The following is a 13,577-nucleotide window of genomic DNA, read 5'->3' as shown; positions in this document are numbered from 1 at the left end:
AAATATTTGAAGTATCTAGTTGAACAAAATCCTGTTGTGGGTGTTTCCTACCGCCTTGAGGAGGCACGGAAGCAACTGTTCCTTCCATAATTTTAAGTAGTGCTTGTTGCACTCCTTCTCCTGATACATCTCTAGTAATAGAAGGGTTTTCCGATTTACGGGCAATTTTATCAACCTCGTCAATATAAATTATACCTTTTTGTGCTTTTGCTATATTAAACTCTGCTGCTATTAATAAACGTAGTAAAATATTTTCAACATCTTCACCAACATAACCGGCTTCCGTTAAAGAAGTAGCGTCTGCCATAGTAAAAGGTACGTCTAAAATTTTAGCAAGCGTTTGAGCAAGTAAAGTTTTTCCTGAACCGGTAGGACCGATCAGTAAGATATTCGACTTATTAAGTTCAACCTCATTATTGCCGGATTGTACATATTCAAGTCTTTTATAATGGTTATATACCGCTACTGCCAAAATCTTTTTCGCTTGATCTTGTCCAACTACGTAATCGTTTAGAATTCCACATATTTTTTGCGGCGTTGGAATTGAAGAAGTAATTTGCTTTAAGGCAACTTTACTTTCTTCTTTCATAATATCCATGCATAAATCTATACATTCATCACAAATAAATACTGCAGGACCTGCTATTAGTTTTTTTACTTCATGCTGTTTTTTACCGCAAAACGAGCAAACTAATTCTTTTTTATTAACTTCTACTACCATTAATTTTCTTTTTTTACGTTTATTTTAACAATTCTTATTGTATCAGCACTGTCACCCCGTGGCTTGACCACGGGGTCCAGTCTTTATTTTATTTTTTTCTAGATACCGTGGTCAAGCCACGGTATGACAATTAGGAGTCGACAACATCCTATACTACTCTTGCACACATATAGTAATCTTTATGCTCATTTGCAACTATTTCGTATTTTTTAAGGATTCCCTCCCTAACGAAACCACATCTCTCAAGAAGATTAATCGAACGAGAATTATCTGTAATAACTGTTGCTTGGACTCTTACAATGCCTATATAATCAGCAAATTTCAAGATATTTTTTATAGATTTTAACATTATACCTTGCCCCCAAAAATTAGGATCTAGATCATAGCTTATTTCTGCTCTATGATGTTCTAGATTTATTATATTAAAACCCGCAGTACCTATTAATTTATTATCGTCTTTAAGAGCAATCCCCCAATAAAAACTTCTATGATTTTTATATAAACTAGACCAATAACGTACTTCGCTTTGAGCCTCTTCTAAGTCTTTAGGTCTATTACTATCAGTTATATAAATAGCCATTTCCGACTTACTCATATAATTAAAATAATCCTGCACATCCTCTTCAACTAACTCTCGTAAAACTATATCATTTAGGTCGATAACAGGAAAAGGAGCATATAAATATTCTCTATTTATCATACATACTTAATCGGATCTTGTACATTATTCTTTTTAAAAGCATCAAGCCTTATCATGCAAGCAAGGCAATTACCGCAAGATAAATCATCTTCCGTAGGGTCGTAACATGAAATTGTATTTTTGTAGTTAACTCCAAGCTCAAGCCCTGTTTTAATTATTTGCTCTTTAGTCATATCAATTAAAGGCGTATGAATGGTAATTTTTTCTCCATGCACCCCTATATTAGTTGCTAAATTTGCCATTGCTTCAAAAGACTTAATATATTCAGGGCGACAATCAGGATAATTTGCCGAATCACTAGTATGTACACCTATAAAAATGTCTTTTGCTCCTATTACTTCTGCATATCCTAGTGCATAACTTAAAAATATCGTATTACGAGCAGGTACGTATGTAACCGGTACATCTTCAGGTAGTTCGTTTGTATTATGGTAATGCGGAACATCTATATTATCATCGGTTAAAGCAGAACCACCAAAAGCCCGTAAATCTATATCAATAATCTTATGCTGCTTAATGTTATATTCTATAACTAACTCCTTAACTCTCCGAAGTTCTGCATTGTTACGCTGCCCATAGTTAAAACTCATAGCATAGATTTCATAACCCATTTTTTGGGCTATTGCAAGAACCGTGGCAGAATCAGCTCCACCGCTAACTAAAATAACTGCTTTTTTCATTGTTTACCGATAAAGTTAATTTTTGAGATACTAAAGCATTTAAGCTAATTTTTGCCCTAAGTGCTTCCAGTACCAAAGCTCGATGTATACGCTTGTCTACTCTAACATTAAACTGCCCACTATATTCTTTCCTAGCCGGTGCTAGGGGAATAGATTGATTATGACTTATATAACTTTCTTTCATTAAAGCCCACGCTTCTTGTAATTCTTGCAATGCTTTTTCAGGTGAATTTCCAAAAGCCGATACATTCGGCAACTCTTCAAATCTTGCCAACCAATCCCCATCTATATCTTTAAAAAGCTCTATAGTAAAGCCGTCAAATTCATCATTGGTTTTCATCTAGTATATTCAGTTTGTCTATATAAATAATTATATTGCAATTAAATAAAATTATGAACAAAAAAAATTATTCAAGAATTAAAGAATATAGAGTAAAAATCTTACTTGTAAATTTCTTACTTTTAGTATACTATAATTCTAATGATAAAATTATTTTATAATTATGAAAATATCTACTAAGGGACAAATTACCATACCTATTGATATCAGAAGTAAATTAGGAATGCTGCCTAACACTGAAATTTCTTTCATTTTACATAAAGATGGAGTTTTTATTAAAAAAGAAAAAAATTCCAATCAAAGAGGTATAAAATTAATACAACAATTATCAGGCAAGAGTACATCAAACATGTCTACCGATGAAATAATGAAATTAACTAGATCATGATTTTAGTCGATAGCAATATAATACTAGATATTATAACTTTTGATAATAATTGGTATGAGTGGTCTTCAAACAAACTTAAATTACTTTCGCAATTTCACGAACTTATAATTAATGATATTATTTATACTGAAATATCAATTGGGTTCAAAAGGATAGAAGAGTTAGAAGCTACAATAACTGAAAATTTTTTTAAACTTATTCCTATGTCTACAGAGGCGTTGTTTTTAGCAGGTAAAGCCTTTCAAAAATATAAATTGAATGGCGGTATTAAAAATTCAATATTACCGGATTTTTTTATTGGTGCTCATGCGAGTATATTAAAGATAGACTTATTAACAAGAGATGTAAGTCGATATACAACGTATTTTCCAAAAATAAATCTTATTACTCCTAAATATTCTTGACTAAATCCTTCTGATAATCTAAATTTACGTTGTTAATTTATGGCGGGTGTAGCTCAGTTGGTTAGAGCATCAGGTTGTGGTCCTGAGGGTCGCGGGTTCGAACCCCGTCACTCGCCCCATATTTTGGTTTTGTTGCTGTCATTGCGAGGAGCGAAGCGACGCGGCAATCTAGTACAAACATCCTGAGATTGCCACGCTCCTTTTAGTCGCTCGCAATGACATTTTTTCTTATGGATATCAAACTTTTATATAGACTGGCTAAATATCTAAGGTTCTATAAAAAAGACTTGATCATCGTTATGATCTCTTTACTTAGCGTATCAGCTTCATTATTACTAATCGGTAGTGTTTTCAGAAATTTAGTTGATAAAGGTTTAGCTGAAGATCATATTTTATCGGTTGATAAATCTATATTATATATTTCCTTATTAATTATTATCTTAAGTATTGCCAGTTTTTTCCGTTCATATTTTATCAATAATGTTGCCGAAAAAACTGTTAATCAAATAAAAAAAGAAGCCTATAGTAATTTAATTAATTATGAAATTGAAGAATTTGAAGAATTAAAAATCGGCGATATAATTTCACGTTTAACAAATGATATAGATCAAATATCTACGCTCATTGTTAATTTCTTATCTTTCTTTATTCGCAATTCGGTGATGCTAATCGGCGGCATTACATTAATGTTTTTTGAAAGCTTTAAACTTGCTTCTATAGTAATTATTACCATTCCTATCTTATTAATTCCTTTAATTAAATTCGGCAAGCATGTTAAAGCTTTGTCTAAAAAAGCTCTAGAATCTAAGTCACTTTTAGCATCAGATATTGATGAAACTTTTAATAATATTAGAGCTATTTATGCTTTTAACAATCAAGCAAATAAAATTACCGATTTTGACACTAAACTACAAAGTTATTTAACATACTGCAAAACCCGTTTAAAAATTCGTGCTTTATTCTTCGCGATTTCAATATCCGTTATATTTCTTGCAATTACTTTAGTCGTTTGGATTGGAGTCTTGGATATAGTTAAAGGTAATCTATCAGCAGGACAAATTATATCGTTTATTTATTATGCAATTATTGCCGGAATTAGCTGCGGCGGCATTTTTGAACTACTAAGCGAGATACATTTACCTGTTACAGCCCTTGAGCGAATAATTACAATTATAGATAAGTCGCCTATAACACATAATGATTATTTAGAATTAAATAATTCCGGCTCAATCTCGATAGAATTTAAAAATGTAGATTTTTCCTATCATTCAAGACCTAATTTAAGAATTATCAACAACATGTCTTTCAAGATAAATGCCGATAAATTTATTGGGATTGTAGGTAGATCAGGCGCAGGAAAAAGTACCATAATTCAGCTATTACTACATTTTTACCGGCAAGAAAGCGGCACTATTCTTATTAACAATCAAGATATAGCTTATTTAAATCCTATCGAAATCCGTAAATTAATCGCTTATATACCTCAAGAAGCTAGTATTTTTTCTGGTACTATAAGATCAAATATTATATTTGGTAACGATGGAGCAAGCAATGATGAAATAGAAGAAGTAATAGAAATTACAGGAATCGCAGAATTTGCAGATAAAATTCATGACGGTATCAATGCTAAAATAGGTGAAAAAGGCGTTAGATTATCAGGAGGACAAAAACAAAGGGTAGCTATTGCTAGAGCATTATTACGTAAACCACAAATCTTACTTCTTGACGAAGCAATGAGTGCATTAGATACGATGAGCGAACAAAAATTATTAACAGCTATAAGAAAAATGATGAAAGGAAAAATTATTATATCAATTGCCCATCGAATTAGTAGTATAGAATCAGCTGACCGTATTTTAGTAATAGATAAAGGACTAGTAGCTGCTAGCGGAACACATAATAATTTATTACAAAATTCAGAAATTTATTGCAATATTTGTAGAGAACAGCTAACAGTATAAAAGAAGTATGTCATTCCCGCGTAGGCGGGAATCTAGACTTTTTTACTGTCATACCGTGGCTTGACCACGGTATCCATAAAAAAATTAAAAAAGGACTAGATCCCGCGTTCAAGTTAGCTAGGATGACATTAAAGGTTACTGGATTCCCGCCTACGCGGGAATGACATACACCGACCCACACAAGTAAACCTTCACAGGAATGACAATAAAGTAGATAATTGATATATTTGTTACAATAAAAGTTCCTTGGTATAAAAAAATTTAAATGTTTAATATAATTTAGCTTGAAAGCTATTATGACTTTGTTATAATCATAACTACAAAAACAAAAAAGGTTTACAAAATGAAAAATTTATTAAAGATTTTATTAATTCTAGCTTTCGCAAGCCCAGTATTTGCTTCATCAATGCAAATGCCTGACCCAGCTTCAGTTACAACAACCCAAATACAAGCCATGAGTAGCGACGACCAACAGGCTTGGGTTGCTAGCTTAACAGCAGATCAGTATAATATGTTAAGTCCTGATGTTCAAAAGTGGGTAATGGAGAATACTACTGATGCTCAAAAACAAGCTTTAGGAATTAATCAGTAATATTTTAATTAATTTTTAAAATTGATAGGGGACTGTTAACAAAATAATTTTAATTAATAATTAAAAAGAATTTTATTAATAGTCCCGCATGTTAGGAATAATTATTCTTAACATATATCAGTAAAAGCTTCTGCTTTCTCTTCCTTTTCAATCCTCCAGTTATCGTGTCATGTATAAATATCCATTTATTCTTTAGTGCAATAATACGCTAATTATTGTAAGTTATAACTTGGCTCTTTCTATGTCATTCCTGCAAAAGCGTTGTTGCATGGATACCCGAATCGTCATTGCGAGGAGCGAAGCTTTGCTGCAATCCAGAAAAATAATTAAAAAAATTCTGATTTACAGATTTTTTTTTACTGGATTGTTTCGTCGAAACTTGCAGTTTCTTCTCGCAATGACGGAAAAATCGATCCACGCAACAATACTTTACTAAAACAACCTAAAAATAACAAATTACTTATGAAATTACTTATTACCGTAATCATCATGGAAATACTCGCCGGAGCGGAAATAGATTTATTCGTTCCAAGTTTCCCTGAAATACAAGATACATTCAAGCTTTCGACTTTTATGACAGAATTATTACTCGGTGTAAATCTAACTGCTTATTGTATTACTTCGCTTATAGTCGGTAATTTAGGAGATAGGTACGGACGCAGACCGATTATTATACTTGGTTTACTGATTTTTAATCTTGGTAGTTTATTTTGTGTATTTGCAAATAATTACGAAGCTATATTATTTGGAAGATTTTTGCAAGGATGCGGGATATCATCGGTTGCAGTGCTAGTATATGTCGTGCTTGCTGATATTTATTCGGTACAAGAACAGCAAAAATTAATGGGCATTTTAAACGGCACTATTACACTTTCTATGGCTTTTGCACCAGTTTTAGGCAGTTACGTCAATTTATTTTGGGGATGGAGAGGTAATTTTGTTTTATTATTCGCACTTGGTTTAATTAGCTTAATTCTAGGTATATTTTATATTCCAAAAAGAGAAGTTAACAAAAAAATACGTATTTCTTTAAAAGAATATATCCCTATTTTTAAATCGCGAAAAGCTATATATTATATACTTACAATGATGTTTCTTGCTCAAGGATATTGGATATTTATCGGGATTGCACCTATTTTATATATGCAAGATTTAGGCGTAACTTTAGAATATTTTGGACTTTACCAAGGATCAATGGCAGCTTTATTTTCCATTATGAGCTTTTCAAGCGGTTATTGCTTTAAAAAATTCGGTATTAAAAATTGCTTCTATTTTGGCGTTATATTTATAATACTATTCTTGGTAGGAAATAGCATATTGATTATATATAATATTAATAATCCTTTAATCATAACGATAGTTACGCTATTATTATCACTTGGTGTAATATATCCGATTAACATATTATGGCCTCTACTTTTGGAAGCTATCCCCGATGGTAAAGCTCGTATGACTGCTATTTTTACTTCGGCTAGATTGATTCTAACGGCATTTGGATTACAATTAGTAGGCTTTTTATATAACGGTACTTTTGCCCCTCTTGGCATTACTATATGTATTGTTACGATATTTGGGCTAGTAACGTTACCTAAATTATTTAAATATGATAATGTTTTTGAGATTTCTGAGAGAGTGTAGAAAACTCCACTCTGTCATACCGTGGCTTGACCACGGTATCCAAAAAAACAGCTTATAATACTAATAATTTTATAGATCCCGCGATCAAGTCGCGGGATGACAGCAAAAAAAATGATCAATAACAATTTTATCTTCAAAATAGCTTTCAGATATTTTAGAGCTAAGAAAAATGAAAAGTTTGTTTCTATTATTTCTGCCTTTTCTTTAGTTGGCGTAATGATTGGCGTTGCAACACTGATAGTCGTAATGTCCGTTATGAACGGTTTTCATATAGAGCTTACTAAAAATATTATCGGGTTAAATGGGGATATAGTAATAAATCGGCAAGGTGGTAGTATTGATAACTATGAAGAGATTAAAGCTAAACTCCTAAAACAAGATTATGTAAAACATGTAACATTTATTGCTCACGGCCAAGCTTTGGCTCTTGGTAAAAGTAATAATAGCGGTGTGCTTGTTAAAGGTATAAAATTAAAAGATCTAAGTTTAAGAAATGAAATTTTTAAAAATGTAAATTTTGGTAGTTTTGATAATTTTCACGGCAAAAACGTAATAGCACTCGGAGAACAATTAGCAAGCAATTTAGGAGTAACTGTTGGGGATAAGATTAGATTAATTTCACCGAATTCAGTTTCTACCGCCTTTGGCAATATGCCAAGGTCAAAAGAATTTAAAGTTATCGCAATTTTCAATAGCGGTATGTATGATTATGATTTGACAACGATATTAATGCCGCTTACCGCGGCACAAAATTTCTTATCTCTTGGCGACAATATTAATTTAATCGAAATTAATAGTTTAGATCCCGATAAAGCTCTTGCATATTCATATAAAATACAATCATTATTAAGTCCAAACCTATACGTATTTAATTGGCAAATCTTAAATTCACAATTTTTAAGTGCCCTTGCTGTTGAGCGTACTGCTATGTTTACTATCCTATCTTTAATTATTACGGTCGCCGCATTTAATATTATTTCGAGCTTATTCATGCTCGTTAAAGATAAAACTTCAGATATTGCAATTCTTAGGACTATGGGAGCAAGTACTAAGCAAATAATGCTTATTTTTATCTATAACGGAATGTTTATAGGATTGCTTGGCACAACACTAGGTGTAATCCTTGGTGTTACTTTCTCTTATAATATTCAAACTATCAAAAATTATTTGGAGCGTATAACCGGTACTAAAATTTTCGAGGCAGCTATTTATTTTCTTTATAGTTTACCTTCAAAAGTAAGAACTGAGGATATTATTTTAATTACCTCTTTATCTATAATATTGTGTTTTCTTGCGACAATTTATCCTTCTTATAGAGCCTCAAAATTAAATCCCGTGGATGCCCTAAGATATGAATAATACAGCCCTCATTCTAAAAAATATCTCAAAACATTACAGCCAAGGCAAAACTGTTGTTAGGGTACTCGATGATCTTAATTTAACGGTTAATGAAGGTGAATTAATCGCTATAATAGGGTCTTCAGGTAGCGGCAAATCGACTTTACTACATATTGCCGGCTTACTTGATAAACCTACAAACGGTCAAGTCATCATACCAAATAGCGAGTATAAGAAAAATCATCTAATTCGTCTTCATTATTTAGGTTTTATCTATCAGCAACATCACTTACTTAAAGATTTTACCGCCCTTGAAAATGTTATTATGCCAAGGCTTATTAGCGGTCTTGATCAAAAAGAAGCAATAGAGGATGCAACAAAGATATTAGAAAGTTTAGGACTTGGAGGAAAACTCTATAATATGCCCGGAGAATTATCAGGAGGCGAACAGCAACGAGTCGCAATAGCTCGGAGCTTAATTAATAAGCCGAAAATTATTTTAGCAGATGAACCAACCGGTAATTTAGACCCCAAAACCACAAATGAAGTATTTAATTTATTGTTAAAAGTAGCAAGGCAGCAAAATACCGCCGTTATTATGGTAACACATAACTACGAGTTAGCACATAAAATGGATAAATTATATAAGCTAAAGCACGGATTATTAAATATAGCTTGATTTAAAGCTCAAAAATTCTGATAATTATATATAGCTTCTGCGAACATTTCTAAAAAGATTTAATTTTGGCTATTTTTTGCTGCAAATTATAAGATTTTTTTAAAATATGAATAACTATTCCTTCAAAAATCTTATTAATTTTCGCTAAAAAATATCTCAAAATAGAAAATTAATTAGAAATTTTCATAGAACCTAATATTTTTTTAATAAAGGTTAGTAATGGCTGAGCCTATTATATTTACTCTTTTACTTGGCAATAAAGATCAGATATTAGAGGAAACTCAAAATAAACTACCTATTATCCAGCTTCAAGTTAATAAAGAATCCCATATACCCGATAAAGAACGTATTTTTTCGGAGATCTTAGAAAAATCCCACGAAGCGGGCAAAACACCGATTTTTAACATTCAGCTTAATAATAATAATGTAAGACCCATTTTTCAGGTACAAGATTTAATTAATTCACAAAATTTAAATATAAAAACTACTATTACTTTTGATCAATATAATTCATTAGCTCAAAATCCTGAACTAGAAGCTTACTGGAAGCAAATTATGGAAAAAGTTTATCATGTTTTTTTTACAAATGAAGCAGATCAAAATTTAGCTATAGCTGATGGTATAGTAGCAAAAGATAAAACTACTGCAATTAAGGATATAAGTTTAGTAGCATCTGTTTTTAATAACCTTGTATATGATCGTAAAATTGACCACTTGCTCTCTGATACAATACCTGATAAAGCAAAATTAGATAAAATAATAAAAAATGCTAAAAATCAAGGTGGCAGAGTAATAATAGAAACTTGGCCTATTTCCGCAGACGAAGCAACAAACCTTATAACTGCTAAATTCGGTATTACCTCTGAAGACCAAATTTACGGACTAAAACTCGAAATTAATGAAATTCTAAAAGATACCAGCAACGCAGCTCAGAACCTAACAAAGTATGTATCGCAAATATCAACACAATTCCAAAAAGATTTAGGTAAAGCTGAGGTAAATCCTATTGACTTTAATTTCAATACAGAGAAAGTTATGAAAGATAACCTTACGGATATACAAGCAGAACAAACAAAACCGTATGAACCTCCAAAAGAAAACCAACCACAACCACAAGGTTTTTTTAGAAGAGTTTTTAACTATTTTAAAGATACATTAACTAGTTTTAAAGAAGCAATATTCGGCAAAAAATAAGAGCCTAAAACTCAAGATCCAATAGCTCCAACCGCACAAGTGGAATCAAAACCTAAACCGACAATAACGCAAGAACAGCAAGTAGTTGCTGCCCCTACTCAGCAAGCTCCTATTAATGATCAAGAGCCATGGAAAAACTAGGAATTCCACAGCAAATGTATGAGGAATCTATAAAGGCAGAAAAACAATTATCGAAGTCGGCAATAACACAAGCACAATCGGCGGCTGTTATACCTCCTGTAAATCAACCGCAACAACAAACCTCTAAAAACTCTCCGGTTATAGGTTCAAGTCAAAAGCAAGAAGATAAGCCATTTGATATGACAGAACAAGACTATAAAGCGATGAGAGCTGCTAGTGCTTCTATTAATCCAAGTAATGATTTTAATATCAATGATTTTAAATATGACCTTTCACAAGAAGATCTCAATAACATAAAAAACCCTAAATATTGGTATACTGGGAATGACATTGTAAATATCTTGACAGCAGCGTTAGATGACAAAAAAGTTTCAATACAACCGGCTATAACTTTAAAAGATATTGATCTTACAAAAGAAAGGATTGATTTTTCTGTAGAGCAAGATCGGTATGATAAAGTTTTAAAAGAAATTGAACAACAAAAAAATGACACTACAGATTATCCAGAAGGAGAAGTAAAAAATACGATGTTACATGATCTTCAGGAAAGAGAAGAAAAAATTATAAATAATTTCTATGATGAACAAAAGAGGGGAATTGTAAAGGAAATTGAAACAATTAAAAATGAACCAACGAGCGAAGAAAAAAATAAAAAGCTTCAGAAGCTTCAAGAAACCAAAGAAAAGCTAATTGATGTATCAGATGTGCAGCAAAGAAAACAAATTCTAGATGAGCTTATAAATAAGAAAGAAATAGATCTAGATGTTATATATGAATTTAAAAAGCAACAAAAGCTAAAGGCAGTTGAAGCTACCACAGAAACTGTCACAAATATTGTAAATAGAGCCGCTAAAGATATACAGGAAAATGGAAAAGAATGCGCAGTGATACCGGTAGAGATGGGTACCGGACATTGGTGTAATTTATTTATGACTCATAGTAAAGAAGATAATCAAACTGTTATAACTTTTAATGATTCCTTCGGGCATCCTATAAGTAGTATATTAGATGATATACTAAAAAATAAAGCATTTAGAAATAAAACGCCTCCGCTTATTCTTGATGAACAAACCAAACAGCAAGATAATAATTATGATTGTGGTCCTTATTCCGTGGAAACTATGATTAGAAAAGCTAACGGTCAGCCAATTCTTACTGAAAGCGAAGCTTTGAATAAAGGACCGGAGTTAAGAGGGAAGCATGCACAGCTCGTTATAGAGAAACAACAAGCTAGGGAAGTGATGAGTCAAGCAAAGGCAACTCCACCCCAACAACCAAGTAATAAATTTCAGAATATGGTTAGTCAAAGAAAAAATGATCCATCGATAAGACGTTAATATGCTCTTATGAGAAGAAGCGGTATACGAAGATCAACTTCAAAAAGAGCAAGGAGTTCATAAGGCGAGGAACGCGGCGTATACTTAATACGTGAGTACCGCAGACCTTATAGAACAACGTAGCCAATTTTTGAAGTTCATCGAGTATATTAAAAAAACATTAGGCAAAATCTATAATTCCTAATATAATTACTTATAGTTAATTTATATTTTAACAAAGAATGACTACCATGCTTGTGATCGTTATTATAATAATGATCGCCTTATCTGCTTTATTTGCTGCTACCGAAACCGCTATTACAGCTTCTTCACCCGGGAAGATTCATAAGCTTAAAATAGCCGGTAATAAGTGTGCTAAAACAGTTTTAGAGGTTCTTAAGAAAAAAGAAAAAGTCATAGGAACTCTACTAATAGGCAATAGTTTAATCAATACGATTTGCACTACTATTGCTACTACTCTCTTTATTAGCTTTCTCGGAGATAATGGACCCATTGTTGCTTCCGGCGTTATGGCTTTTATAATTATTGTTTTTGCTGAAGTAGTACCGAAAGCAATAGCCGTTGCTAAGCCTGAGCAACTAGCATTAAAAATGGCTTCAACTATCGTAATCTTTTTAAAGCTTTTCAAACCTATTAATATTGCTCTTGATTACATTACAAAAATATTTTGCTTCATATTTCGTATTAATTTAAATCCTCAAATATCAGGAACGGAAGAAGTAAGAGGCGTTATTGAGCATTACCATCAAGAAGGCGGAGTTTATAAATCCGATCGTAATATGCTTGGCGGGATCTTAGATATACGCAATATGACGGTATCGGAAATTATGACTCATAGAAGTAGTATTATAGCTCTTAATATCGACCTACCTCATGAAGTAATAATTAAAACTTTATTATCAGGATCTCATACACGTATACCTTTATGGCAAGATAATAGAGACAATATAATAGGTATTCTTAATTTAAAAGATTTGCTTAAAGCATTATACGAAAACAATAATGATGCAAAAAAAATTGATATTAATAAACTTTTAACTCCGCCTTGGTTTATCCCTGAGAATGCACTCGTAGTAGACCAGTTACATGCCTTTAGAGAGCGTAATAATCATTTTGCTTGTGTTGTAGATGAGTATGGTACTCTGCTAGGTATTATTACTCTTGAAGATGTTATAGAAGAAATCGTAGGACCTATTACCGATGAACATGATAGGCTTAATAATGAAATTATCAAGAAGTCTAATACCGAGTTCATTATAAAAGGAACTACGACTATTAGGGATATTAATCGAGAACTTGATTGGAATTTATCAGATGAGGATGCAAACACTATCGCAGGATTAATAATCCATAAAATTGCTAGAATCCCAAATCAGGGAGAAGTAATAGAAATATTTAACTTAAAGGTAATTATTGTAAAGAAAATTGCCAATAAGATTGATAGTGTAAAAATTACTGTACTAC

The 13,577-nt window shown here is 32.0% G+C and carries 13 protein-coding genes, 1 tRNA gene and 1 pseudogene; 11 read left to right on the top strand and 4 right to left on the bottom strand.

All coding sequences use genetic code 11. The annotated features are described in order from the left end of the window. The 4 genes from clpX to AC1Z7D_RS02955 form a co-directional block, all read right to left on the bottom strand. Positions 1–721, bottom strand: a 721-nt coding sequence (gene clpX, locus AC1Z7D_RS02970) for an ATP-dependent Clp protease ATP-binding subunit ClpX (RefSeq protein WP_482601820.1), incomplete at its 3' end; no start/stop codon positions are given. 148 nt (positions 722–869) lie between these two features. Beyond that, complete coding sequence (locus AC1Z7D_RS02965; protein WP_482601818.1) at positions 870–1,421, bottom strand: GNAT family N-acetyltransferase; 552 nt, start codon at positions 1,419–1,421, stop codon at positions 870–872. Continuing rightward, the gene (queC, locus tag AC1Z7D_RS02960) at positions 1,418–2,101 is read right to left on the bottom strand and encodes a 7-cyano-7-deazaguanine synthase QueC (protein ID WP_482601816.1); all 684 of its coding nucleotides are present in this window, start codon (positions 2,099–2,101) and stop codon (positions 1,418–1,420) included. The genes AC1Z7D_RS02965 and queC overlap by 4 nt, the downstream gene beginning before the upstream one ends. Then, the gene (locus tag AC1Z7D_RS02955) at positions 2,076–2,441 is read right to left on the bottom strand and encodes a toxin-antitoxin system HicB family antitoxin (protein ID WP_482601814.1); all 366 of its coding nucleotides are present in this window, start codon (positions 2,439–2,441) and stop codon (positions 2,076–2,078) included. The genes queC and AC1Z7D_RS02955 overlap by 26 nt, the downstream gene beginning before the upstream one ends. 163 nt (positions 2,442–2,604) lie before the next feature. Between AC1Z7D_RS02955 and AC1Z7D_RS02950 the strand changes: the two genes are divergently transcribed. From AC1Z7D_RS02950 to AC1Z7D_RS02900, 11 genes and pseudogenes are all read left to right on the top strand, one after another. Next, complete coding sequence (locus AC1Z7D_RS02950; protein WP_482601812.1) at positions 2,605–2,829, top strand: AbrB/MazE/SpoVT family DNA-binding domain-containing protein; 225 nt, start codon at positions 2,605–2,607, stop codon at positions 2,827–2,829. Then, positions 2,826–3,233 (top strand): type II toxin-antitoxin system VapC family toxin, encoded by a 408-nt coding sequence (locus AC1Z7D_RS02945; RefSeq protein ID WP_482601810.1) that lies wholly within the window; start codon positions 2,826–2,828, stop codon positions 3,231–3,233. The genes AC1Z7D_RS02950 and AC1Z7D_RS02945 overlap by 4 nt, the downstream gene beginning before the upstream one ends. 42 nt (positions 3,234–3,275) lie before the next feature. Next, a tRNA-His gene (locus AC1Z7D_RS02940) sits at positions 3,276–3,352 on the top strand. A 111-nt stretch (positions 3,353–3,463) separates the two neighbouring features. After that, entirely contained in the window at positions 3,464–5,194 is a 1,731-nt protein-coding gene (locus AC1Z7D_RS02935; protein ID WP_482601808.1) for an ABC transporter ATP-binding protein, read from the top strand. A 343-nt stretch (positions 5,195–5,537) separates the two neighbouring features. Further along, a complete protein-coding gene (locus AC1Z7D_RS02930; RefSeq protein WP_482601806.1) occupies positions 5,538–5,786 on the top strand; it encodes a DUF2673 domain-containing protein in 249 nt (82 codons plus the stop codon). A 462-nt stretch (positions 5,787–6,248) separates the two neighbouring features. Then, the gene (locus tag AC1Z7D_RS02925; protein ID WP_482601804.1) at positions 6,249–7,424 is read left to right on the top strand and encodes a multidrug effflux MFS transporter; all 1,176 of its coding nucleotides are present in this window, start codon (positions 6,249–6,251) and stop codon (positions 7,422–7,424) included. A gap of 111 nt (positions 7,425–7,535) precedes the next feature. Next, entirely contained in the window at positions 7,536–8,783 is a 1,248-nt protein-coding gene (locus tag AC1Z7D_RS02920; protein ID WP_482601802.1) for a lipoprotein-releasing ABC transporter permease subunit, read from the top strand. Then, positions 8,776–9,441 carry an ABC transporter ATP-binding protein gene (locus AC1Z7D_RS02915; RefSeq protein WP_482601800.1) on the top strand — a complete coding sequence of 222 codons (666 nt, stop codon included), beginning with the start codon at positions 8,776–8,778 and terminating at the stop codon, positions 9,439–9,441. Before AC1Z7D_RS02920 ends, AC1Z7D_RS02915 begins: the two co-directional genes overlap by 8 nt. A gap of 219 nt (positions 9,442–9,660) precedes the next feature. Further along, positions 9,661–10,896, top strand: a pseudogene (locus tag AC1Z7D_RS02910) (Ulp1 family isopeptidase); the annotation flags it as partial. A gap of 59 nt (positions 10,897–10,955) precedes the next feature. Further along, positions 10,956–12,113, top strand: coding sequence for a Ulp1 family isopeptidase (locus tag AC1Z7D_RS02905; RefSeq protein ID WP_482601822.1), 1,158 nt, complete (start codon positions 10,956–10,958; stop codon positions 12,111–12,113). Positions 12,114–12,334: 221 nt separating this feature from the next. Then, the coding region (locus AC1Z7D_RS02900) for an HlyC/CorC family transporter (protein ID WP_482601798.1) at positions 12,335–13,577 on the top strand (1,243 nt) is incomplete at its 3' end.

Source organism: Rickettsia sp. (assembly GCF_965035265.1).
This window is presented reverse-complemented; position numbering and strand designations above follow the sequence as displayed.